Origin of the sequence: Streptomyces sp. NPDC050704, from assembly GCF_040654355.1 — a bacterium.
GTDB lineage: Bacteria > Actinomycetota > Actinomycetes > Streptomycetales > Streptomycetaceae > Streptomyces.
Map to the genome: position 1 here is coordinate 19248 of NZ_JBFAHW010000040.1, position 23071 is coordinate 42318.

Consider the following 23071-nt stretch of genomic DNA (forward strand, 5'->3'; position numbering starts at 1 on the left):
CGCCGGACAAGGGCCGTCACCGGTGAAGTCGCGGTGTTACCGTTGGCTTCGTGATAAATCGCATCGTCGTCAAGGGTGCCCGTCAGCACAATCTCCGTGATGTGTCCGTCGATCTGCCCAGGGATGCGCTGATCGTATTCACGGGCGTATCCGGATCCGGAAAGTCAAGTCTTGCGTTCGACACCATATTCGCCGAAGGTCAGCGGCGTTACGTCGAATCCCTCTCGGCATACGCGCGGCAGTTTCTCGGGCAGCTCGACAAGCCCGACGTCGATGCCGTCGAGGGACTGTCCCCGGCCATCGCCATCGACCAGAAGACGTCGAGCCGCAATCCGCGCTCCACGGTCGGCACCATCACCGAGGTCTACGACCACCTGCGACTGCTGTACGCCCGGATCGGTCATCCCCACTGCCCGAAGTGCGGCGAGCCGGTCAGCAGGCAGACACCGCAGCGCATCGTCGACCTGCTCCTGGACGAGGACGAGGGGACCCGCTTCCAGGTGCTGGCCCCGGTCGTCCGCGACCGCAAGGGCGAACACGCCGAGGTCTTCCGGCAGTTGTCCGCCGACGGCTTCAGCCGGGTCCGGGTGAACGGGACGGTCCTCGCGCTGGCCAAGCCGCCCGCACTCGACAAGCGCAAGCAGCACTCTATCGACGTGGTCGTGGACCGGCTGGCCGTCAAGCATGGCGTACGGCAGCGGTTGACGGAGTCCGTGGAGACCGCGCTGGGCCTCGGCGGCGGTGCCCTGCGGATCGAGTTCGTGGATCGCGAACCCGGGTCCACGGGCCACGAAATGGTCTTCTCCGAGGCGATGGCCTGCCCGCGCGCCCACGAGCTCGGCCTGGAGTCACTGGAGCCCCGCCTGTTCTCCTTCAATGCGCCCTGGGGTGCCTGCCCTGCCTGCACCGGCCTCGGCTCACGTATGGAGGTGGACCCCTCTCTCGTCGTACCGGACGACTCCAAGTCCCTGGCCGAGGGCGCCATCGCCCCTTGGACCAACACCAGCGGCGCCGACTACTTCACCCGCCTGCTCGAAGCCCTGGCCGCCGACGCCGACTTCAGCACGGCCACGCCCTGGCGCGAACTCCGCGCCGACGTGCGGGAGATGGTGCTGCACGGGGCGGACCGCCAGTTGCACCTCGCATACCGGAACCGGTTCGGCCGCGAGCGCTCGCACCTGTCCCGCTACGAAGGCGTGATCCCGCACATCGAGCGCCGCCACGCCGAGGGCGCCGAGGGTGCCGAGTCCGGGGGCGGGTCCGGGGCCGCGCAGAACCGGTTCGCCGGGTACATGCGCGAGGTGCCGTGCGCGGCCTGCGGGGGCGCCCGCCTCGCCCCGGGCGTCCTGGCGGTCACGGTCGGCGGGCGCAGCATCGCGCAGACGGCCGCGCTGCCGCTCGGTGAACTCGCCGGGTTCGTCCGTGCGTTGGAGCTGACGGACAGCGAGCGGCGGATCGCCGAGGCGGTGCTCGCGGAGATCGGCGAGCGGCTGCGGTTCCTGCTCGACGTGGGCCTCGACTACCTCTCGCTCGACCGGCCCGCCGCCTCCCTCTCCGGCGGGGAGGCGCAGCGGATCCGGCTGGCGACCCAGATCGGAACCGGCCTGACCGGCGTGCTGTACGTCCTTGACGAGCCGTCCATCGGACTGCACCAGCGCGACAACCAGCGGCTCATCGAGACTCTGAAGCGGCTGCGCGACCGCGGCAACACGGTGATCGTGGTCGAGCACGACGAGGAGACGGTGCGCGTCGCCGACTGGGTGGTGGACATCGGCCCCGGCGCCGGCACCCACGGCGGCCGGATCGTCTGCTCGGGCACCGTGCGGGAGCTGGCCGAGCACCCGGAATCCCTCACCGGCGCCTACCTCTCCGGACGCCGCAGGATCGCGCTGCCCGCCCAGCGGCGACAGCCGACACAGGAGCGTGCCCTCACCGTGCACGCGGCGTCCGAGCACAACCTGCGCGACGTGACGGTGTCCTTCCCGCTCGGGGTGTTCACCGCCGTCACCGGCGTATCAGGATCCGGCAAGTCGACCCTGGTCAACGACATCCTGCACACCGCGCTCGCCCAGCGGATCCACCGCGCGCACAAGGTGCCGGGCCGGCACCGCGCCATCACCGGCATCGAGCACGTAGACAAGGTGGTCCAGGTCGACCAGTCGCCGATCGGCCGCAGCCCCCGCTCCAACCCGGCGACGTACACGGGCGTCTTCGACCACCTGCGCAAGCTGTTCGCCCAGACCCCGGAGGCGAAGGTGCGCGGCTACCAGCCCGGCCGGTTCTCCTTCAACGTCAAGGGCGGACGCTGCGAACACTGCTACGGCGACGGCACCATCAAGGTCGAGATGAACTTCCTCCCGGACGTGTACGTCCCGTGCGAGGTGTGCAAGGGCGCCCAGTACAACCGGGAAACCCTCGACGTGCACTACAAGGGCCGGTCCATCGCGGACATCCTGGCCATGACCGTGGCGCAGAGCGTGGACTTCTTCGACGGCCACCAGATCATCTCCCGGCATCTGCGGACCCTGGACGACGTCGGGCTCGGCTATGTGAAGCTCGGCCAGGCGGCCACCACCCTGTCCGGCGGTGAGGCACAGCGCGTCAAGCTCGCCGCCGAACTCCAGCGCCGTACCCGCGGACGCACCCTCTACGTACTCGACGAACCCACCACCGGCCTCCATGCCGCCGACGTCGACCGGCTGCTGACGGCGCTGCAACGACTGGTCGACGGCGGCAACACGGTCGTCGTCATCGAGCACAACCTCGACGTGATCAAGTCGGCCGACTGGCTCATCGACATGGGACCGGAGGGCGGCCTGCGGGGCGGCGAGGTCATCGCCGAAGGCACCCCCGAACAGGTCGCGGCCGACGTCCGGTCGCACACCGGACGATTCCTCAACTCCCTGCTGGAGCTGGAACTGGAGCGGACATGAGCGTCACCGAGGCGGCGACCCGGGTGGCGGACCCGGAGGAACTCCGGCTCGCGGAGGCCGAGGAGACCGACGAGACCGACGCGCCCCGTGCGCGGCTCTCCTCCGACACCGGCACGGTCGACCAGGTGAAGGACTACCTGCGGCTCATCACCAAGGTCCGGCTGCTGACCGCCGAACAGGAGGTGGACCTGGGCAAGCGCATCGAGGCCGGCCTGTATGCCGAGCACCTCCTCGCCGAAGAACCCGGCCCGGACCCGCACTTCCGCCGGGAACTGTCCCTCCTCGCCGAGGACGGCCACCGCGCGAAGAACCACCTCACCGAGGCCAACCTCCGCCTGGTGGTCTCCGTCGCCAAGCGCTTCACCGGACGCGGACTGCAGTTCCTGGACCTGATCCAGGAGGGCAACACCGGGCTGATCAGGGCCGTGGAGAAGTTCGACTACACCAAGGGCTTCAAGTTCTCCACGTACGCGACCTGGTGGATCAAACAGGCGGTCACCCGGGCCCTGGCCGACCAGGGCCGCACCATCCGCATCCCGATCCACACCGTGGAGGTCATCAACCGCGTGGCGCGGGTCAGGCGCGAACTGCACCCGGCAACTGGAGTACTTCCTCGCCATCGTCGAGCACGGAGGTTTCAGCAAGGCCGCCGCCGCCCTCCATGTGGCCCAGCCGTCGCTGTCCCAGGCGATGGCGAACCTGGAGGCCGATCTCGGAGTGGCCCTCTTCCACCGGGTGGGTCGGGGCGTCGTACTGAGCGAAGCCGGTGCGGAACTGCTGGAGCCGAGCCGGCGCGTGCTGCGGGACCTGGCCGCCGTACGGGACACCGCGGCCGCGCTCGCCGGGCTGCACGGCGGCACCGTCGAGGTCGCCACGATGCCCTCGCCCGGCATCGAACCGCTCACCACCCTCATCCACCGCTTCGCCGAACTGCATCCGTCGGTGACGGTGAGCACCCAGGCCGCCTTCACCCCGGACGAGGTCGTCTCCCTGGTCCGCAACGGCGCCTGCGAACTGGGCCTGCTGGGCAGCGCCGCCCCCGTGCACCCCTCCGGCCTTGACGTCCTGCACGTCGAGGACCAGCCGTTCGTGGTCGTCGCCGCGCCCGGCGGGGCGGTCGAGGACGACGTCACGATCCGGCCCGAGGACCTGGCCGGCCGACAGCTCATCGCGTCCCGCACCGGCAGCCTGATGCGCAGCATCGTGGACGACATCACCGCGGGCGGCACCGGAACGGAGATCGTGACGGTCGTCGACCACCGCACGTCGATCCTGCCGCTGGTCCTCACCGGCGTCGGCGTCGCCGTCCTGCCCTCCTCCTGGACCCGGCTGGCCCGCCGCTGCGGCGCGGTGGTCGCCCCCATCGAGCCGACCGCCCAACTCCACGTGGCGATGGTCAGCCTGCCCGCCCACCTCACGCCGGCGGCGCGGGCGTTCCTCGCTCTCACCGGGTCGCTGGCACAGCGGCGGGCACCCGCCGTTTGACGCGGGACCGATCGGCCACGCCTATACGTCGTATCGAAAGCAGGTCTTGGACGCGCCGTGACGTCGGTGTGTTGACTCGAATCCGACCGCACGACAGCGAGCCGGAGGCACCCATGACAGCCGCACCCCGCACGTTCCGCATCGCCGCCATCCCCGCCGACGGGGTCGGCAAGGAGGTCGTCGCCGCCGGGCGAGCCGTCCTGGACGCCCTGGCCGAGACCTCCAACGGGTCCGCTGCCCCCTTCGCCTTCGCCTGGCAGGAGTTCCCCTGGGGCTGCGAGTTCTACGAGCGCACCGGCAGGATGATCGACGACGACGGCCTGGAGCGGCTCAAGGACTTCGACGCGATCTACTTCGGTGCGGTCGGCTGGCCGACCGTCCCCGACCACATCAGCCTGTGGGGCCTGCGCCTGAAGATCTGCCAGAACTTCGACCAGTGGGCCAACATCCGCCCCGTCACCTTCCTTCCCGGCATCACCAGCCCCCTGCGCAAGGCCGATGACACCGAGCTGGACTGGGTCGTCGTCCGCGAGAACAGCGAGGGGGAGTACGCGGGACTCGGCGGCCGCAACTTCTCCGGCCGCGGCCCCGGCGGTGAAGTCGCCGTCCAGTCGGCCCTGTTCACCGAGGTGGGCTGCGAGCGGATCATGCGGTTCGCCTTCGACCTGGCCCGCACCCGGGCACACAAGAAGGTCTCCTCCGTCACCAAGAGCAATGCCCAGCAGTACGGCATGGTCCTGTGGGACGACGTCTTCAAGCGGGTCGCCGCCGACTACCCGGACGTCGAGACCGAGAGCGTGCTCGTGGACGCGATGTCCGCCAAGTTCGTGCTGCACCCCGAGGATCTGTCGGTCGTCGTCGCCTCCAACCTCAACGCCGACATCCTCTCCGACCTCGGCAGCGCCCTGGCCGGCAGCCTGGGCCTGGCGGCCAGCGCCAACCTCAACCCCGAGCGCCGCTTCCCCAGCATGTTCGAGCCGGTCCACGGCTCCGCGCCGGACATCGCGGGTCGGGGATTGGCCAACCCGATCGGTGCGGTCGGCAGCGCGGCGCTGATGCTGGAGCACTTCGGCCTGCCCGGCCAGGCTGCACAAGGCGATCGAGGCCACGACCGCGGCGGGCATCCTCACCCGCGACGTGGGCGGTACGGCCACGACGGAGGACGTGATCAAGGCCCTGATCGGCGCGCTCAACGCCTGACGGTCCGCCGATGCGGCGTCACCCCTTGAAGATCCGCTCGGCCTGATAGCGGTGGGTGGTGTGCAACTCCCAGTAGACGGGGGAGATCTGATCGGCCGTGGCCCGAGGCTGTCCGTAGAAGGTTGAGGTGCCGATCGTGGCGTCGATGCCGATGTGGGCGGCTTGGATGCCGGTACCGGCCAGTTCCTTGTGCAGGTTGACGGCCCAGTTGCGCAGTGCAGCGGCGGCGGCGTTGATGTCGGCGGTCGGCGGCCGCGGGTTGATGGAGCGGGCGCCGGTGGTGAACAGCAGGGTGCCGGCGCCTACTTCACGCATGGCGGGCAGCACGGCGTGGGTGGCGGTGATGGCCCCGTAGAGCTGGAACTCGATCTCGTGCTGTATGTGAGCCGGTTCGGTGTCGGCCGGGGTGGTGGGCGCGGTGGAGTCGAGGCCGGCGGCCGGGGAGTACTCCAGGACGTCGATGCGGCCGAACCGGGTGACGGCGTGTTTGAGTGCCTGGCCGAGTGCGTCGCGGTCGAGGACGTCCGCGGGGAACGCGGCGGCGGTGATGCCCTCGGCGGTGAGCGTGTCGACGAGACCGTCGAGCTTGTCGCGGTTGCGGGAGATCAGGGCGACGTCGAAGCCCCGGGTGCCGAAGGTGCGGGCGATGGCCAGGCCCAGCCGGGGGCCGGCTCCGATGATGGCGATGCTGGTCACAGCGGTCCTTCCGTAGGGGGTGTGGCGAGAGGTAGACGTCTCGGCGGGTGGGGTCCAGGCGGCGACCCCTAATCGGACAGGCCTATCCGATTGATGATTCGGATAGGCCTGTCCGATTCAATGGAATCACTGTAGCAGGGAAAGTGGATAGGTCAATCCGATTGCTGGGCTGATCGGCATGACCCCCTGGCACGGTTTCGTCGGCTACATCGAGACCGCCTGTGCGAGGACTTCGACCCCTCGGACCTGCAGCAGTCTTCGGAAGACCTGGTGGAATCCTGTCAGGAGTCAGGCCTTCTTTCCGAAGACGAGTACCTCGGTGGAGGCGATGCCCATGGGGGCCAGGAAGCTGGTCTCCAGGACGCAGTCGAGGGTCGCGAAGAGGTCCACGCATGTCTGGCGAGGCATGGCGGCCGGGTAGGAGCCGTGCCCGGCGCCGCCCTGGGTCGCCCAGGCGTGCACCGTGGCCGGGTCCAGGCAGGTCTCTGTCATCACGTCGAAGACGATCCGGCCACCCGGTCGCGTGACGCGTGCCATCTCGAAGAAGTAGCGGGAGGCACAGAGGAAGGTCACGGTGTTGAAGACCTTGTGGGCCTGAACGAGGTCGACACTGCCGTCGGGTGTCGAGGCGAGACTGGATCCTGCGGTCGGTTGGGCGACCACGCTGAACGTGTCCACCAGGTAGTCGGACCAGGGCGCCGCCGTCTCGTAGATCTCGTAGCGGCCCGGTGAACACTCCTTCAGCGTCTTCTCCAGGTACCGTCCGGACCCGGGGCCGATCTCCAGCACCGTGTCCGGTTCGGCGGTGAAGACGCCGAGTGTGCGTAGCTCGTCGATGGTGAACTGGGTGGCGCCAGGCGTCCCGTTCATGACCTCGTCGATGTAGTCACCGACCGACAGGCCGGCCGCCCGTGCGGCTCGCACCGTTGCCTCGAAGGGGATGAAGTCGTCCACTCCACCCCGGTTGTTGTTGGCGCGCACGATGTCGAATCCCGCACGGCCCAAGAGCCGCTTGACCCCCGACTTCCATACTGACGTTCCTCGTCCTGCTGGGCTCATCAGACATGCCCCCCCGGCTAGTCTCCACCCTAAGTACCCAAAAGCATATGAAGCATATGACAGCGGACGCGGACACGCAGCGAGACGGCGAACTTGGCTACGCGGGGTGCGGTTTGCCGCGACGGCATGGTTGGTTAGGGTGACAAAGTCAGACACAACGGGGGCTCGATGGTGGGGAGTTGGGCCGGAGCGGGCCTGGAAGTCGGCCCAGCGCGGCCATGTCGGCGGGCTGCGGCGGACAGTCTTCAAGAGGGCCTGGAGCAGGGGAAACAGGAGGCCACTGATTCATGGCTGCCCACCGGTCGGATGACTGGCCGAGCTCTCACCCCGTCTCAAGAGGTCAAGATCCGGAACACCGGCTGCCGATCACGGCGAGCCGGCGCGGGTCGACCGGGCGCGGTGGGGGTGTGACCGACCGGTCGGCGCCTGCGGTGCTGCCCCCGTCGCTGCGCGGGTGGCTCGGGCTGATCGCGGCCCTCGCCGCGCTGGTGGTCGTCGTGCTCGGGGTCCTGTACGCCGGTCACGGCGAGTCCGGCAGGGTGGACAGGTGGTTCATCCAGCCGACGGCGGACAGTGTGCGGCCGCCGTGGCGGAACGTCGCGCTGGCCACGGACTTCCTGGCGGAGCCCGCCGGAGCGGTGATGCTGGTCGTGGCCACCGTGACGGGCTGCCTGCTGCTTCGGCGGCCTCGCGCGGCGGTGTTCATCGTTGCCGGTGCCGGCCTGACCGTGGCGGCGACGATGCTGCTCAAACCCCTGGTGGGGCGCACCATCCACGGCGACGGCAACCTGTCCTACCCCAGCGGGCACACCGCGTTCGTCACCGCCCTCGCCCTCATGGTGGCGCTGGTCGCGACCGGCCGGCTCGGCCTCGGCAGGACGGCCGGCACGTTACTCGTGCTCGCCGCGGCGCTGGTCGCCGGCGCCGCGATGGGCTGGGCGCAGGTCGCCCTGGGCGCGCACTACCCGACCGACGTCCTCGGCGGCTGGTGCACCGCGCTGGCGGTGACACCGGCGACCGCGTGGCTGGTCGACCGGCTGGCCGATCGGGCGGCCGACACCGGTCGCCGGGAGCGCCGCTGACGTCACGTCAGGTCCCGTCACGCCAAGCGGCGGAATACGGGCTTCACCGGTCGCCCGGCCAGCCAGGGGGTGGGGTCGGCGGCGTCCAGTGCCTTCCGGTACACCGCACATGCCTGGGCCACCACGTCGACGGTGTGCTCGATGTCGGCGTCGCTGAGCGCGCTGCTCACCACGAACGACGGGGCAAGCACCCCGCCCGCGAGGAGCCGGCGCAGGAACAGGGTGCGGTACTCCTGCGACGGCTGCCGGTTCTCGTCGAGGGTGGCGAAGACCAGGTTGCTGGCCCGGCCCCGGACGACGACGTGGTCGCCGACGCCCATGGTGGCCGCGGCGTCGCGGACACCGGCGGCCAACCGCTCGCCGAGGGCGTGCAGTTGTGCGGTGACGCCCTCCTCGGCGTAGGTGGTCTGCACGGCCATCGCGGCCGCCAGGGAGTGCGTTTCCGCGCCGTGCGTGGTGGACAGCAGGAACACCCGGTCGTCGGAGTGGCGCAGCCCGCCCCGCTCCATCAGCTCGCGGCGCCCGGCCAGTGCGGAGACGGCGAACCCGTTGCCCAGCGCCTTGCCGAACGTGGAGAGGTCGGGGACGACGCCGTACAGGCCCTGGACGCCCGCCTCGGACCAGCGGAAGCCGGTGATCATCTCGTCGAAGACCAGTACGCAGCCGTGCCGGTCGGCCAGCTCGCGCAGGCCGGCGAGGTACCCGGGCGGCGGCTCGGTGTGGGTGGCGGGTTCGAGGATCAGGCAGGCGACCTCGTCCTGGTACCGGGTCAGCAGCTCCTCCGTGGCGGCCAGGTCCCCGTAAGGGAACGCCACGGTGAGCTCGTTGGTCGCCGTCGGGATGCCCGCGGACATCGGCGTCGTACCGATGAACCAGTCGTCGGTGGAGAAGAACGGATGGTCGCCGCAGATGGCCACCCGCGGGCGCCCGGTGGCGGCGCGGGCGAGGCGCACCGCGGCGGTGGTGGCGTCGGAACCGTTCTTCGCGAACTTCACCATCTCGGCGGTCGGCACCGTGGCCAGGAAGCGTTCTGCGGCGTCCAGTTCCACGATGGACGGCCGGACGAAGTTGCTGCCGCGGTCGAGTTCCCGCCGTACCGCCTCGGTCACGCGTGGGTGGGCGTGGCCGAGGCTGACCGACCGCAGCCCTGAGCCGTACTCGATGTAGCGGTTGCCGTCGATGTCCCACACGTGGGCGCCGCGGCCGTGGCTGATGACCGGGGCCAGGTGCTCGGGGTACTGGTCGTCGCCCTTGGCGTAGGTGTGCGCGCCTCCGGGGATCATGGCGTGCAGCCGCTCGTTCGCCGTCCGCGACCGGGGCAGGACGAACTCCTCGGTCTCTTCGGTGTGTTCGGTCTGTTCGGTGGTCACGCCGACCTCAACTCTCCTTCTGCTTCAGGACCTCGGCGAGGCTCGGCGCCTCCCGGTCCCGCTGGGACATCGATGCGACCGGCAGCGGCCAGGGAATGCCGAGCTCCGGGTCGTCGAAGGCGATCGTCACGTCCTCGGCCGGATCGTGCGGGCGGTCGATCCGGTACGAGGTGTCGGTGGTCTCGGTCAGCGCCTGGAAGCCGTGCGCGCACCCCGCCGGGATGTAGAGGGTCGCCTGCGTCTCACCGGACAGCTCGAAGAAGGCCCGGTTGAGGTAGGTCGGCGAGTCAGGACGCAGGTCCACGACGACGTCGAAGATCCTCCCGTACGAGCACCGCACCAGCTTGGCCTCGCCGGCGCCGGAGCGCAGGTGCAGGCCGCGCAGCACGCCCCGGACCGAGCGGGACAGGCTGTCCTGGATGAAGGCGTTCGGGTCGAGGCCCACCGAGCGGACCACGTCGGCGTCGAAGGTGCGGCAGAAGAAGCCGCGTTCGTCGACGTACGGCGTGGGCTCGAAGAGGTACGCGCCGGTGATCTCCGGGACTTCGGTCGCTTTCATGGAGCCTTCCGCATGGTGTGGGCGTGGGTGTGGTCGGTCGCCGGGAACAGGGCCGCCGTCAAGGCGCTGAACTGGTCCTCGAGTTGCCGGGCGGCCACCAGGTTCCGCTCGGCCAGGGTCCGCCGCAGCTCCGCCGATCGCTGCTCCAGCACCCGGAACTGTTCGAGCAGCCGGTCGGCGTCGACCTCGCGGGCCGGGTGGCGGTACGCGGCAAGGCCCATCCGAGCCATGAGCGCGTCGCTCTTCGCCGCATAGCTGAGGGCGAGTGTCGGTGTACCGGCCTTCAGCGCGCAGATCAGGTTGTGATAGCGGGTCGCCACCACGGTGTCGGCGGCCGCCGTCTCCTTCATCAGGTCGGCGAGCGAGGCCGCCTCGGCGGCGGTGACCAGCGGCGAGTCCACCGCGTCGAGGATCGCGGCGACCACCGGTGTGTCGCACTCGTCGCCGGTGAGCAGCCGGACCGGCCTGCCGTCCTCAACCAGGGCGCGGACGAAGCGAGTTGTTCCGTCGAGGTAGCGCCGGTGGATCTCCTCGGCACGGGCGCGGTCGTCGTTGCCGCCGTGGAAGTCCATGACGCCGACGCAGACCGGGCCCGGCGGGTCCGAGGGCGCGCTCGCCGGCGGCGTCGGCAGGGCGAACGCGAGGTCCGGGTAGACCTCGTCGCGCGCGGTGTCCACGCCCATCGCCCGCATCGCGTCGCGGGACAGGGCGTCCCGGTAGGAGCGGTACGTGGCCAGCCGCGCCGACCAGCGCACCAGGGCCCGGGTGGGCCGGTCGCTGATCGTGTCCGCGCCGACGCCGACCAGCGCGACCCGGGTGCCGAACAGCCGGCCGCTCGCGCAGAGCAGGAACAGCGAGTAAGGGAAGCCCCAGGGCCGCAGCGGCAGCGTGGCCTCCAGGACACCCATGCCCGGCACGATCACCACGTCGTGCCGGCGCACCCAGGCAGCGGTGCGGACGGCGTCGACGAGTTTGCCAAGCCCCTTCGCCGCGATCGCGCCCGCGCGCGACGCGGTCCGGTACTCCCCGCGGTACCAGTGCAGCCGCGTCGCGGGTATCCCGTACCGGGCCGCGACGACCTCGGGGCCGCCGCACAGCGCGTCCACGGCCGCGTCCGGGTGCTCGGCGCGGAGGTACCCGAGCACGGCCTCCAGCGACCCGTCGTTGCCGAGGTTGCCGGAGCCGAGCAGGCCGAACACCCCGACGCGCACCGGAGTTTCGTCCGCGGACGTCATGCCTGCCCCCCTTCACGACCTTCACGGCCGGCGACGAGGGCGTCGACGGAGACGGTGAGCCCGCCCGGGTCCACCGGGGCACGGTCCTCGACCCGCTCGCCGGCGCCGGGCCGGACCCGGCTGGTCATCCACGCGGCCAGGTGGCCGTAACACGCCCGCCGGTCGGCCGCGGACAACGGCGCCCGCCGGATCGCCGAGGCGAAGCCCCAGACGTACTCGGCGAGCAGCCGGGGCGTGGGGTGCAGCGGGCCCGCCCGGCGCGGGTCCAGGTTGACGCACCGGGAGCGCTTGGAAGGGTTCGCCCGCTCGGCGCGGGTGGGGTGGTCGCGGCGGAAGTACAGCAGCTCCGGCACCTGGTGGAAGGGCCCGTGCAGGGTGATCTCGGCGACGAACGTGCGGTCCGCGTGGTGGTAGCTGTCGTGCGGCTTCACCCGGCGCAGCACGTCGGCCCGCATCACCCCGTAGAAGTCGTCTCCACCGGGCTCGAACAGCAGACTGCGGAAGCGCTCCGGCGCGTGCGGCGAGTCGGTGGTCAGCCGGTACTCGTACGGGACCTTCACCTTGCCGTCGCCGTCGATGACCGCCTGGCCGCTGTGCGCGAGGATCATCTCCGGCCGCTCGTCCAGCGCCTCCACACAGCGCCGCAGCAGGTCCCGGGCGTACAGGTCGTCGTGCGAGGCCCACTTGAACAACTCGCCGCGGCACTCGGTGAACACGTGGTTGTGGTTCGGTGCGGCGCCGATGTTCCGGGGCAGCCGCAGGTACCGGATGCGCGAGTCCTGCTCGGCGTACTTGTGGCAGATGTCCTGGGTCCCGTCGGTCGAGGCGTTGTCGGAGATGACCAGCTCGAAGTCCTCGTAGGTCTGGCCGAGCAGGGCGTCGAGCGCCTCGGCGAGGTACTCCTCGCCGTTGTACACGGGCAGGCCGATGCTCAACCTGGGATGGGCGGTCATGGTGTCCTCACTTGGGGGAGTGGGTTCTGTCGGTTCTCGCGCAGGGCGGAGCGCAGCTGCAGCCACCACACGGCCGAGCTGCTGACGGTTGCGGCGGCGACGCCCCAGGCCGAGCCGGCCGTGCCGGCCATGGCAGCGCCGCCGAGCCCACCGCCGACATAGCAGACTGAGGCGAACAGTTGGCAGCGCAGGCTGCGCCGGGCCGCGGCGAGGGCGCGCAGCCCGGCCGCCGCGCCGGTGCCGAGGCCGGCGCCCGCGACGCCGAGGGTGACCGGCACGATGAGCTGTGCGGCGGAGTGCCAGACGTCGCCGAGCACGAACTCGCCGAGCCGGTCCGGCATCAGCAGCAGTGCCCCGCCCCAGAGCAGCGCGGCGGCGGCCTGCCCGCCGCCGAGGACGAGGCAGAACCCGCCGAGCCGATGCGGGGCCCGCCGCAGCACCCGTGCCGCCTCCGGGACGGTGACCAGCGAGAGGCCCATCAGCACGGCGAGGAACGGGCCGAGCAGGAGCTCGGCGCCCCGCACCGCGCCCACCGCGCCGACCCCGACGATCGCGCCGAGCCCGTACGCGCGCAGCTGGGCCGCGCCGCTGAGGCTGACGTTCTCGGCCAGGTACCGGTAGCCGAGATCGCGCTGCTCGCGAAGCCACCCGCGTGCCTCGGTCACCCGGGGCCGGATGCCGGACTGGATGTAGCCGTATCCCGCGGCCACCGTGGCGGACGCGCCCCAGGCGAGCACGAACGCGGCCACGCTGCCCACGCGGGCTGCCACGACCAGGGCGGGGATGAGCGCGATGCCCCACACGAGGTCGTTGACGAACGCCTTCCGCCCGGCGCCGGCGGCGAAGAACGAGAACCGCCAGGCGTCCTGCAGCAGCAGCCCAGGCAGCATGACGCCGAGGCAGGCGAACGCGAGCCCCAAGCGGCCGCCGAGAGCGAGCCCGACCACCAGACACACCGCGCCGATGGCTGCGCCCACGCCGAGTGCGGTACCCGACGACCGGGCCACCGCACCGCGCCAGGACGTGTCCGACACACCGCTGAAGCGCACCACGAGCGGATCGGTGGCAAGGCCGCGGGAGACGTTGAGCACCACTCCGTAGGTCACCCAGGCGAGGCTGAACACGCCGAACGCGGTCACCCCGAGCGAGCGGGCCACGTAGATGCCCACCACGAAGTTGCTCATGCTGGAGGCCGCCTGGTCGGCCAGCCCCCAGGACAGCCGGCCGACGAGGGCCCGCCGGGCGGATCCGGCCGGTCGCCCCGTTGCCCCCTGCTTCTCCCCCTCGGTGGCCATCGGCGTCATGCCTTGATCAGCCCGGCGCCCCGCAGGGCGCCGGCCGCCGCGGCGACGCTGTCGAACGGCAGCCCGGACCGCTCGGCGACGTCCAGCAGACTGTGCTCGCCGTCGGAGAGACTGAGCACCCAGAGCATGGCCATCTGGGCCTGCTTGGTGTCGCTGCGGCCGCCGAGCGCGTCGTACAGCCCGCGCCGGCCCAGCTGTGGTTCGCCGTAGGGACTGAGGTTGAGATACCGCCGGTTGCGGTCGAGGACGGCGAACGCCTCGCGGCAGACGGCGAGCGTGTCCGCCATCGCCTCCGGGGAGACGAAGTCCGGGTTGTCCGCCGAGGTGTGGTACTCGGGGTAGCCGGCGTACGGGGTCCGGCTGAGCGAGCCCACGCCGAGATTGAACCCGGGTGAGCAGTACTGCCGCTCGTCGTAGCCGTACGGAGTGAACTCGGTGACGTGGTGCGGGCGTTCGGAGGCGGCAAGGACGTGCCGCAGCACCTGGTCGATCTCCGCGTCGCCGCGCCTGCTCTGTTTGTACGTCAGGTTGCCCGAGTCGCCCGCACAGGCCAGCACAAGCCCGTGCTTGACCCGGTCCACCCGCTCCGCGTTGCGGGCCAGCCAGGTGATCGCCCCGATGGTGCCGGGCGCGAAGATGAACCGGTAGGTGTAGTACGGCGTCTGCTCCGCCAGCGCCCGGGCCAGGTACGTCGCCACCGCGATGCCGGCCAGGTTGTCGTTGGCCAGCGACGGGTGGCAGACGTGGCAGGAGACGATCACCTCGTCGGGGACCTGCCCGGGGACCACGTGCTCGGCGTAGGTGAGGTGGCCGTCCGCGAGTGTGGAGTCGATGCGCACCTCGTACTCGCCGTCCGGCAGCGCGTCCAAGGTCTCCTGGGCCAGGCAGAAGCCCCATTCCGGTTTGTAGTAGCTGGTGCGGTACGGCACCCAGCTCGGGTGGTCCGGCAGGGTGTGCAGGTGTTCGCGCAGCTCGGCCAGCGGCATGGTCGCCGACACCGGCACGCTGTAGCCGAGCACGTGCAGGCTGGACGCGGCGAAGTCGACGACCCGGTTGCCGGCGGTGTCGGCGATGTACGCGTCCCGGATGTTCCACTCCTGCGGCACCGTCCAGTCGAGCACCTGGGTCCCGGTCGGCACCTCGTGCACCTGGAGCGGGATGTACTCGCCGACGATGTCCAGGGTGGCGCGCACCCCGTCGCCCGTGATGCTCCGGCACAGCGGGTACAGCCGCTCCACCAGCGCGTGCATCTCTTCGCCGGGCGTGGTCGTCGGCTGTTCGCCGGCCGCTCTCATCGGCGCCGCCGCAGGGTGTCGTCGACGGTGCCGGCGTTGGACGCCGCGCGCAGCACGGCGAGGCGGGTGAAGCGTCGCTCGAAGTCCTCCCGCGTCAGCCCGTGTTTCCGGTAGGCGTCGGCGAGTTCGAGCGCACCCTGCTTCACCGTCCACTCGCAGTCGAAGCCGGGTATCGCGGCCCGGAACCGGGAGAAGTCCACCCGGTACGACCGTGGATCGGCCCCGTTCTCCCCGGTGATCACCACCTTCGCGCCGGCCACCGCCTCGGCGACCTGCTCGGCGATCTCGGCGACCGTGACGTTGTTGGTCTCGCTGCCGATGTTGAACGCCTGGTCGTGCACCGCTTCGCGCGGCGCGGTCAGCGCGGCCGCGAAGGCGCGTGCGATGTCGGCGGCGTGTACCAGCGGGCGCCAGGGGGTGCCGTCGGAGAGCACCAGGACCTCGCCGGACAGCAGCGCGTGGCCCACCAGGTTGTTCAGCACGATGTCGGCGCGCAGCCGGGGCGAGTAGCCGAAGGCGGTGGCGTTGCGCATGAACACGGGGCTGAAGTCGCCGTCGGCCAGCGCGTGCAGGTCGTCCTCCACCCGCACCTTGGACTCCGCGTACGGCGTCACCGGGCGCAGCGGGGCGTCCTCGCCCACCAGGTCGTCACCGCCGGCGGCGCCGTACACCGAGCAGGTCGACGCGTAGAGGAAGCGCCGCACTCCGGCTTCGCGGGCCAGCCGGGCAAGGCGTACGGAGGCGTGGTGGTTGATGTCGTAGGTGAGCTCCGGTGCCAGTGATCCCAGCGGGTCGTTGGAGAGCGCGGCCAGGTGGATCACGGCGTCGACCCCGGCCACGTGTTCGGCCGTGACATCGCGCAGGTCGACCCGCCGGCCCGGCGGGTCCTCCGGCGGCGGGCCGAGGACGCAGTCGGCGAACAGGCCGGCGTCGAGGCCGACGACCTCGTGCCCGGCGGCCGTGAGGATCGGGGCCATCACGGTGCCCAGGTAGCCCTGATGTCCGGTCAGCAGTACGCGCAAGGTTCATTCCCCCAGATCGGAAGTGCCGAGATTGAGCGTGAGTTTGGTGGCGGCGAACGCCTCGGCGTAGCGCGCGTGGCATTCGATGCCGCGGATCCGGGCCAGGCCGAGAAAGGCCTCCCGGTCGTACCAGGGCCGGTGCCGTTGCGAGGGGTAGTGCTCCTGCAGCAGCCGCACCTTCTGTTCGGCGATCTCCGGCGACAGCGGCTGGTACGCCGCCATACGGCCGAGATCGCCGTCCCACTTGACGATCTCGTAGCCGAGCACGAGGTGGTCGCGGAACGCGGTGGTGACCAGCTTCGCCAGGCCGCGGTGGTCCTGGTGCGCGTCCTCGGTGCGCGGGGCCAGCACGAGATCCGGTTCGGCCCGCTCGCGCAGTTCCTCGACCGCGGCCTTGGCCTCCTCCCAGTGCGCGGGCAGTCGGCCGTCCGGCAGCTTGTGCACGGTCAGCCGCAGGTCGGCGCCCGGGCAGAAGGCGGCGAGCGCGGCCTGCTCCTCCTGCTCCCGCTCGCTGCCGCCGCCGGTGAGCACCAGGGCATCGACGCGGATACCGGGCCGGGCGAGGCACAGCGTCAGCAGCGTGCCGCCGGCGCCGATGGCGATGTCGTCGCAGTGCGCGCCCACCGCGACGATCCGGTCCAGGCGCCCGGCCCCGAGCCGGATCACGCTCTCACTCCGGAGCCGTTGCCCCTGCCGGTCGCACCCTGGACACCCTGGAGACCGGCCCGCACGCCGTCCCGTTCCCACACGGCCCACGGGCGGTCACCCCGGGTGTAGGCGGCGTCGAGCGCGGCCCGCTCCTTCACGGTGTCGGTCGGCTTCCAGAAGCCGCGGTGCTGGTGCGCCACCAACCGGCCGCGCTTGGCGAGTTGGGCGCATCCGTCGGCGACCAGGTCCCCGTTCTCCGGTATGTGGTCGAAGACCTCCTGGCGGAGAACGAAGTAGCCGCCGTTCTCCCACAGCGGCATATCGCTCACCGCGGTGATGCCCCCCACCAGGCCGTCCTCGCCCAGGTCCACGCAGTGGAACGACGATTGCGGCGGCACCACCATCATCGACGCACCGGCGTCGCGCACGGCGAACCGGTCGATCATCTCCGGCAGCGGGGCGTCGGTGAGCACGTCGGCGTAGTTGGCGAGGAACATCTCGTCGCCGTCCAGGTGGTGCCGCACCCGGCGCAGCCGCTCCCCGATCGGCGACTCGATGCCGGTCTGCGCGAACGTGATGGTCCAGTCGGCGATGTCGGTGGACAGCAGCTCGGTCCGCCCGCCCCGCAGTACGAAGTCGTTGGACACCGTCTCCTCGTAGTTGAGGAAGAAGTCCTTGATGTGGTGGGCGCCGTACCCGAGGCACAGGATGAACTCCGTGTGCCCGAAGTGCGCGTAGTAGCGCATGACATGCCAGATCAGCGGTCGCGGGCCGACCATCGCCATCGGCTTGGGCACGTCGTCGGCGGTACCCTCGCGCATCCGCATCCCGTAACCGCCGCAGAACAGAACGACCTTCATGCTGTGCCCTTTCCAGACGCGCCCTCGACAATGCTCAGTTCCGGGATGGGAAAGACGAGCCGGCCGCCCCAGTCGTGCACGAAGGACAGCTGCTCGACCAGCTCGGCCCGCAGGTTCCACGGGAGGACGAGGACGTAGTCCGGTTTGTCGGCGGCTATCCGCTCGGGCGGCAGGATCGGGATGCGGGTGCCCGGGGTGAACCTGCCGTGCTTGTAGGGGTTGCGGTCGACCGTGTACGGGAGCAGGTCGGGCCGGATGCCGCAGTGGTTGAGCAGGGTGTTGCCCTTGCCCGGGGCGCCGTAGCCGACCACCGTCTCGCCGCGCTCGGCCGCGTCGATGAGGAACTTGAGGAGGTCCCGGCGCACCTTGGCCACCCGGGCGGAGAACTCGGTGTACCCGGACAGCTCCTGCAGCCCGGCGGCCTTCTCCCGGTCAAGCACGTCGGCCACCCGCCCGGTCGGCTCGCCGGCCACCTCGGCCGGCCGGGCCCACAGCCGGATGGAGCCGCCGTGCGTGGGCAGCAACTCGACGTCCACCAGCGCGAGTCCACCGCTCGCGAGGGCCCGGATCGCGGACGCGACCGTGTAGTACTGGAAGTGCTCGTGGTAGATCGTGTCGTACTGGTTCTCCTCGATCAGGCTCAGCAGGTGCTGCACCTCGATGGAGACCCAGCCGTCGTCGGCCACCAGGGCGCGCAGTCCCTGGGTGAACCCGACCACGTCGGGAATGTGCGCGTACACGTTGTTGGCCACGACCAGGTCCGCCGGGCCGTGCTCGGCGCGGACGGCCGAGCCGGTGTCCGGGCTCAGGAACTCGGTGAGCGTGGGCACACCCGCGTCCCGCGCCGCGGCGCCGACGTTCACCGACGGCTCGACGCCGAGGCAGCGGATCCCCCGGTCCACCACGTGCTTCAGCAGGTATCCGTCGTTGCTCGCCACCTCGACCACGAAGGCGTCGGAGCCGTTGGTGTCGAGACCCACCCGCTGTACGGCGTCGGCGACGTACGTACGCGCGTGCTCCACCCAGGAGGTCGAGTACGAGGAGAAGTACGCGTACTCCTTGAACGTCTCCTCCGGCGTGATCAGCGGCGGAATCTGCGCCAGCCAGCAGTCGGTGCAGACCCGCAGGTGCAGCGGGTACGTCGGCTCCACCGTGTCCAGTTGGTCCGCGGCGAGAAAGCTCTCACATGGTGGCGTCGCCCCGAGATCGACGACGCTCGTCATCGCTTCCGAGCCGCAGAGTCGGCATCGTGTCATCTACTTTCCCCATCCCCCTGCTCGCGCGGATGTCTCCGCCGCGAGCCTGTGTCGACCGACCCGCGATCGCGGTGCGGTACTCATCCACCAGGCGCTCAAGACCGACGGCCGGGCTGAAACCCTGCTCGTAACGGCGTCGGGCCGCCTGGCCCATCTCCCGGTTGCGGGCCGGCTCGGCCGCGATCCGGCGTATCCGGGACGCGAGCGAGGCGGGCTCGCCCGGCCGGTGCAGCAGCCCGGTCACCCCGTCCTCGACGAGTTCGGTGAAGGCGCCGTGGCCGGCGGCGACGGTCGGCACCCCCGCGGCCATCGCCTCCACGACCACCAGGCCGAACGCCTCAAGCCACGTCGAGGGAGCCACCACGGCGACCGACCGCGCGATGGCCTGGCGGCACTGAGCCGGGTCGTACAGGCCGACGTAGCGCACGTCGTCCCGGCCCGCCGCCCAGGCGGTCACCTCCGGCTCCAGTGGCCCCGTGCCGGCGATCACGAGCGGCACGCCCACACCGCCGCTCGCCGCGATCTCGTCCCAGGCGGCCATGAGCAGCCGTACGCCCTTGGCCTCCGCGAGCCGGCCGAGATAGAGCAGCTGCTCGCCGTCGCCCGTTCGGCGGGCGTCCGGCTCCGGCACGAAGTTGTGCTTCACCGCAAGGCGTTCGGCCGGCATACCGGCCTCCACCAGGACGTCGCGCTGCGCCGCGGAGATGCAGAGGAACCGCTCCACGCCGGACCACCACCGCCGCCGGTTGACCGACAGGCTGACCGCGAGCGGCACCGTCGCGAGCCGGGAGTTCCGGTAGCAGCCGTGCCGGACGGCGGGCAGCGGCGTGGAGCCGACGCACTCGGTGCACGGCCGGCCGTCCCGTTGCAGCGTGCCGGGTGGGCAGACCTGGGTGTAGTTGTGCAGCGTGGCGACGGCGGGCACGCCGACGTCGGCGCAGGCGGCAAGCACCGCGGGCGACAGGAGCGGGAAGACGTTGTGGACGTGCACCACGTCAGGGCGCTCGGCGCGCAACCGGGCGGCGAGCTCCGTGCGTACCGCCGGGTTCCACGGCACGAGCAGCGGTATCGCCGCCTTGCCGAGCAGCGACCGGGCCGCGATGTCGTCGCTGCGCCGCTCGAACACCTCGACCCGGTGGCCGGCCGCGCGCAGCAGCGCCACCTCCTGGTCGACGACCTTGTTCTCCCCGCTCGGCTGCGCCGAGGCGTAGCGGTTGTGCACCACGAGGACGTGCATGCTCAGGTCACCTCCGATCGTTGGGCCCATCGCGGGACGCGTCGGCGAGGCACTTCGGGCTTCGAGAGCCGAGGGACTTCGGGCGCCGGAAGGGGAGCGGCCACGGCAGGTGCCGCGAGGAGCGACGCGGCCAGGGCCAGATGCAGCAGATACGGCGAGGCGTCGCCGAGCCCGGCCTCGGTGTACGACGCGATCGCGCAGTAGCTGATCAGGAAGATCGCGCAGGCCCTCGACAGCGACGGTGGCCGCAGCAGCGCGACGCCGGCCAGCACGATGATGACCGCCGCCACCAGGGTCAGGCCGAGCAGACCCTGTTCGTGGAAGACGGCCAGCCAGCTGTTGTCGATCGGCAGCCCGCCGAACGACTTGTCGCCCAGGCCCATGCCGAACAACTTCTCCGGGGTCGTCCTGGGCGCTGCCAGCAGGGCGTCCCAGACCTTGGCCCGGCCGGTGAGGTTGGAGAAGTTCTCCTGGCTCTGGCCGCGCAGGAACCACGCCTGGAGCGCGGAGGTGAACCCCACCGCGGCGACCGTGGCGCACAGCACCGTCCAGGTGAAGAACCGGCGGGCCGCGGCGCTGGTCAGGATGAGCGAGCCGATCGCCAACGCGAGGCCGATGAAGAGGCCGAGCGTGGCCGTCCGGGTATGGGTCAGCGCGAGCAGGACGAGTGAGGGCACGATGACCACCGCCGCACTGACCCGGTCGGTCCGGCGGCCCAGCACGAGCAGCACGGTGAGCCCGATGATCACTGCGGCGTACTGTCCGATCTGCGGCGGGGTGAGCGGCCACAACGCGCCGACAAGGCGTCCGCCGTAGAGCTCGGGCATGGCCGCGCCCGGTGAGATGACCGCGCCGGCGGCGACCGACCCGAGCACCGCGAAGTACATCCGGATGTGATGCCGGACGAACGTCAGGCCGCCGTCCCACCAGCGGCTGAGCAGCCACAGCGTGCCGATGAAGAGAGCCAGCCGGGTACAGCGGAACAACGCGCCGAATCCGGACTCCAGTTGGAGGCTGGAGATGAGGCTCGGCACCAGCAGCAGGGTGAGCAGGAGCAGGAAGGCACTGGCTCGGATGCGCAGCCGGAGATTGAGCGCGAGCGCCAGCGCGAACGCGGCGACCAGCGCGCCCATCGTGACCAGCTGGATGAGGGAGCGGGGCAGCGGGACGATGGTCTTCGCCCCGGCGGAGCCGAGCGTGTTGAGGATCAGCAGCCCCCAGACGACGCCGACGATCTTCGGCGGGCCGGCCGGGCGCGGCTCGGCGCCGGGCCGCGTGCCCGCCGTGTCCGGTCCGTCCGCCAGCTCATCGCGCCGCAGGTCCCCGCCCATCTCAACCACCGGCCCGTGCGCGGAAGGTGCTGCCCGCGTCCTGCTGGTACGGCGTGCCCTGCCACTCCCCGGAGGTGAGTACCCGGCTCGGGTCGTGGGCGACGAATTTCCACGGTCCGAGGTAGACGTTGTCGTGCCAGCGGTTGTCCTGCTTGCGGGTGATCGCCTCGGCCACCCGCTCGCCCTTGTACGGCGACCAGTCCGGGTAGGTGCCGTAGTTGGCGAGGACAGCCATGCGGTCGCACTTCGCCGTGCACTTGACGACGGACTTGTCCAGCACGAAGCGGTTGTCGTGGATGTCCACCCGCTGGGTCTTCCACCGGCAGTCGGCGTAGAGCGGCGGCTTGGCGATCGCCGGCTGCGCGCAGCGGTCGGAGTCCGGCACCAGCAGGGTGCAGTCACCGGACGAGGTGTTGGCCGGGCTGTTGCAGAACCGGTCGGCGTTCTCCCACAGGGTGATCCCGGACCAGTTGTTCTCCAGCACGTTCCGGTAGACCTCGACCTTGTCGGTGCGGGCCTTGATCCGCGGTTCGCCGCCGGACTCGGACAGGTAGACGGTCGCGAACGGGAAGTTGTCGCCCTGGGCGGCCTGCTTGCGGCCGTCGACCCAGTTGTTCCGCCGGATCTCGTTGTTCCGGATCACCGCGTTGTAGCTGGTCTCGTAGATCAGCGCGGCACCGTCGTTGGCCTCGATCACGTTGTTCTCGATGCGGAAGTCGTTGTTGTTGGTGTCCGCCCACAACCCGGTTCCGCGGTTGTCGTGCACCCAGTTGCCGCGTATGTCGGCGCCGTCGACGGCCCAGAACTTGATGCCTCCGGTGCAGCCGCAGCCCTCCTTCCGCCGCTCCCAGTCGCCGGTGTTGTTGCCCACGATCTCGTTGCCCTCGACCACCAGGCCGCGGATGGAGTCGCCGGCCTTGTACGCGTTCATGCCGTACTGGCCGTTGTCGCGCAGGCAGCTGGCACGGACCTGCTGGCGGGCACCGGCCATCAGCCCGGCGGCGGAGTTGTACTGGATCGTCGCGTGCTCGATCACCCAACCGTCGGCCGAGTCGTGGTTGACCACGCCCTCGTCGTGCGGCGCGACGAAACGCTGCACGGTCAGATGGCGGATCGTGACGTCGCGGGCACTGCCGCCGAACGCGTACTGGTTCTTCTTCCCGCCGTCGAACACCGCGCCCGGCGCGCCTATGTAGCGGTTCCCCTCCTTGGGGATGACCTGGGCGTAGCGGTCCGGGTCGAGCCGGTGCTTGCCCGGTCGAAGCCAGAACGTGGTCTTCGGCGGGCTGCTCTTGGTCTTCGCGGCCAGATCACCGACCACCGCGGGGTCGACCGTCACCGCGCCCGCCGGCGCCTTCGCAGGCCCGGCCGCGGGCTTGGCGCACACCCGGGCCACGGACGTGGACCGCGCACCGGACGTGGATGGCGCACCGGTCGGCTCCGCCCCGGTGTCCGGCGTGCTCGTACAGCCGGTCGCCGCCAGCAGGGCCAGCCCCAGCGGTGCCGCCGCCAACGTCCAGTGCCGCCTCTTGATCTCCACGCGCAC

Annotated in this window: 18 protein-coding genes and 2 pseudogenes; 5 read left to right on the forward strand and 15 right to left on the reverse strand. The window is 70.9% G+C overall.

From position 1 onward, the window contains the following. Window positions 1-50 precede the first annotated feature (50 nt). The 4 genes and pseudogenes from uvrA (at window position 51) to AB0I18_RS23850 (ending at window position 5618) form a co-directional block, all read left to right on the forward strand. Window positions 51-2933: an excinuclease ABC subunit UvrA gene (uvrA, locus tag AB0I18_RS23835; RefSeq protein WP_363107574.1), complete on the forward strand. Its 2883-nt coding sequence runs from the start codon at window positions 51-53 to the stop codon at window positions 2931-2933. Between the two features lie 68 nt (window positions 2934-3001). Further along, a pseudogene (locus tag AB0I18_RS23840) lies at window positions 3002-3523 on the forward strand (sigma-70 family RNA polymerase sigma factor); the annotation flags it as partial. A gap of 10 nt (window positions 3524-3533) precedes the next feature. Continuing rightward, entirely contained in the window at window positions 3534-4418 is an 885-nt protein-coding gene (locus AB0I18_RS23845) for a LysR family transcriptional regulator (protein ID WP_363107624.1), read from the forward strand. Between the two features lie 113 nt (window positions 4419-4531). Further along, a pseudogene (locus tag AB0I18_RS23850) lies at window positions 4532-5618 on the forward strand (tartrate dehydrogenase). A gap of 18 nt (window positions 5619-5636) precedes the next feature. Here the strand turns inward: AB0I18_RS23850 and AB0I18_RS23855 are convergent. Together AB0I18_RS23855 and AB0I18_RS23860 are read right to left on the reverse strand one after the other, a co-directional pair. Further along, on the reverse strand, window positions 5637-6314 hold the full coding sequence (locus tag AB0I18_RS23855) for an SDR family NAD(P)-dependent oxidoreductase (protein WP_363107575.1): 678 nt from the start codon (window positions 6312-6314) through the stop codon (window positions 5637-5639). Window positions 6315-6602: 288 nt separating this feature from the next. After that, a complete protein-coding gene (locus AB0I18_RS23860) occupies window positions 6603-7373 on the reverse strand; it encodes a methyltransferase domain-containing protein (RefSeq protein ID WP_363107576.1) in 771 nt (256 codons plus the stop codon). Between the two features lie 407 nt (window positions 7374-7780). Between AB0I18_RS23860 and AB0I18_RS23865 the strand changes: the two genes are divergently transcribed. Beyond that, window positions 7781-8455 carry a phosphatase PAP2 family protein gene (locus tag AB0I18_RS23865; RefSeq protein ID WP_363107577.1) on the forward strand — a complete coding sequence of 225 codons (675 nt, stop codon included), beginning with the start codon at window positions 7781-7783 and terminating at the stop codon, window positions 8453-8455. A 17-nt stretch (window positions 8456-8472) separates the two neighbouring features. Here the strand turns inward: AB0I18_RS23865 and AB0I18_RS23870 are convergent, their stop codons facing one another. Genes AB0I18_RS23870 through AB0I18_RS23930 form a run of 13 tightly spaced genes read right to left on the reverse strand, consistent with a single transcriptional unit; the run spans window position 8473 to window position 23065 of the window. After that, on the reverse strand, window positions 8473-9825 hold the full coding sequence (locus AB0I18_RS23870) for a glutamate-1-semialdehyde 2,1-aminomutase (RefSeq protein ID WP_363107578.1): 1353 nt from the start codon (window positions 9823-9825) through the stop codon (window positions 8473-8475). A gap of 7 nt (window positions 9826-9832) precedes the next feature. Then, the gene (locus tag AB0I18_RS23875; protein ID WP_363107579.1) at window positions 9833-10384 is read right to left on the reverse strand and encodes a dTDP-4-dehydrorhamnose 3,5-epimerase family protein; all 552 of its coding nucleotides are present in this window, start codon (window positions 10382-10384) and stop codon (window positions 9833-9835) included. Beyond that, entirely contained in the window at window positions 10381-11619 is a 1239-nt protein-coding gene (locus tag AB0I18_RS23880) for a polysaccharide pyruvyl transferase family protein (protein WP_363107580.1), read from the reverse strand. Before AB0I18_RS23880 ends, AB0I18_RS23875 begins: the two co-directional genes overlap by 4 nt. Next, window positions 11616-12572, reverse strand: coding sequence for a glycosyltransferase family 2 protein (locus AB0I18_RS23885; RefSeq protein ID WP_363107581.1), 957 nt, complete (start codon window positions 12570-12572; stop codon window positions 11616-11618). The genes AB0I18_RS23880 and AB0I18_RS23885 overlap by 4 nt, the downstream gene beginning before the upstream one ends. Then, on the reverse strand, window positions 12569-13876 hold the full coding sequence (locus AB0I18_RS23890; protein WP_363107582.1) for a hypothetical protein: 1308 nt from the start codon (window positions 13874-13876) through the stop codon (window positions 12569-12571). The genes AB0I18_RS23885 and AB0I18_RS23890 overlap by 4 nt, the downstream gene beginning before the upstream one ends. Beyond that, window positions 13873-15171, reverse strand: a complete 1299-nt coding sequence (locus AB0I18_RS23895; RefSeq protein WP_363107583.1) for a DUF4910 domain-containing protein — start codon at window positions 15169-15171, stop codon at window positions 13873-13875. Before AB0I18_RS23895 ends, AB0I18_RS23890 begins: the two co-directional genes overlap by 4 nt. After that, window positions 15168-16193 (reverse strand): SDR family oxidoreductase, encoded by a 1026-nt coding sequence (locus tag AB0I18_RS23900; protein ID WP_363107584.1) that lies wholly within the window; start codon window positions 16191-16193, stop codon window positions 15168-15170. Before AB0I18_RS23900 ends, AB0I18_RS23895 begins: the two co-directional genes overlap by 4 nt. 3 nt (window positions 16194-16196) lie before the next feature. Beyond that, window positions 16197-16859 carry a PIG-L deacetylase family protein gene (locus tag AB0I18_RS23905; RefSeq protein WP_363107585.1) on the reverse strand — a complete coding sequence of 221 codons (663 nt, stop codon included), beginning with the start codon at window positions 16857-16859 and terminating at the stop codon, window positions 16197-16199. Beyond that, window positions 16856-17701, reverse strand: coding sequence for a glucose-1-phosphate cytidylyltransferase (locus AB0I18_RS23910; protein ID WP_363107586.1), 846 nt, complete (start codon window positions 17699-17701; stop codon window positions 16856-16858). Before AB0I18_RS23910 ends, AB0I18_RS23905 begins: the two co-directional genes overlap by 4 nt. Beyond that, window positions 17698-18957: a class I SAM-dependent methyltransferase gene (locus tag AB0I18_RS23915; protein ID WP_363107587.1), complete on the reverse strand. Its 1260-nt coding sequence runs from the start codon at window positions 18955-18957 to the stop codon at window positions 17698-17700. Before AB0I18_RS23915 ends, AB0I18_RS23910 begins: the two co-directional genes overlap by 4 nt. Continuing rightward, window positions 18884-20194 carry a glycosyltransferase gene (locus AB0I18_RS23920; RefSeq protein ID WP_363107588.1) on the reverse strand — a complete coding sequence of 437 codons (1311 nt, stop codon included), beginning with the start codon at window positions 20192-20194 and terminating at the stop codon, window positions 18884-18886. The genes AB0I18_RS23915 and AB0I18_RS23920 overlap by 74 nt, the downstream gene beginning before the upstream one ends. A gap of 2 nt (window positions 20195-20196) precedes the next feature. Next, window positions 20197-21525, reverse strand: a complete 1329-nt coding sequence (locus tag AB0I18_RS23925) for an O-antigen ligase domain-containing protein (protein ID WP_363107589.1) — start codon at window positions 21523-21525, stop codon at window positions 20197-20199. Window position 21526: 1 nt separating this feature from the next. Further along, complete coding sequence (locus AB0I18_RS23930; protein WP_363107590.1) at window positions 21527-23065, reverse strand: right-handed parallel beta-helix repeat-containing protein; 1539 nt, start codon at window positions 23063-23065, stop codon at window positions 21527-21529. Between the last annotated feature and the right edge of the window lie 6 nt (window positions 23066-23071).

What these genes read in the sequence shown, in the direction of transcription:
- AB0I18_RS23880 (WP_363107580.1), bottom strand. Translation starts at nt 11,619, where the DNA reads ATGACGTCCGCGGACGAAACTCCGGTGCGCGTCGGGGTGTTCGGCCTG.
- AB0I18_RS23885 (WP_363107581.1), bottom strand. Translation starts at nt 12,572, where the DNA reads ATGACCGCCCATCCCAGGTTGAGCATCGGCCTGCCCGTGTACAACGGC.
- AB0I18_RS23920 (WP_363107588.1), bottom strand. Translation starts at nt 20,194, where the DNA reads ATGCACGTCCTCGTGGTGCACAACCGCTACGCCTCGGCGCAGCCGAGC.
- AB0I18_RS23925 (WP_363107589.1), bottom strand. Translation starts at nt 21,525, where the DNA reads ATGGGCGGGGACCTGCGGCGCGATGAGCTGGCGGACGGACCGGACACG.
- AB0I18_RS23875 (WP_363107579.1), bottom strand. Translation starts at nt 10,384, where the DNA reads ATGAAAGCGACCGAAGTCCCGGAGATCACCGGCGCGTACCTCTTCGAG.
- AB0I18_RS23895 (WP_363107583.1), bottom strand. Translation starts at nt 15,171, where the DNA reads ATGAGAGCGGCCGGCGAACAGCCGACGACCACGCCCGGCGAAGAGATG.
- AB0I18_RS23860 (WP_363107576.1), bottom strand. Translation starts at nt 7,373, where the DNA reads ATGAGCCCAGCAGGACGAGGAACGTCAGTATGGAAGTCGGGGGTCAAG.
- AB0I18_RS23910 (WP_363107586.1), bottom strand. Translation starts at nt 17,701, where the DNA reads ATGAAGGTCGTTCTGTTCTGCGGCGGTTACGGGATGCGGATGCGCGAG.
- AB0I18_RS23890 (WP_363107582.1), bottom strand. Translation starts at nt 13,876, where the DNA reads ATGACGCCGATGGCCACCGAGGGGGAGAAGCAGGGGGCAACGGGGCGA.
- AB0I18_RS23915 (WP_363107587.1), bottom strand. Translation starts at nt 18,957, where the DNA reads ATGACACGATGCCGACTCTGCGGCTCGGAAGCGATGACGAGCGTCGTC.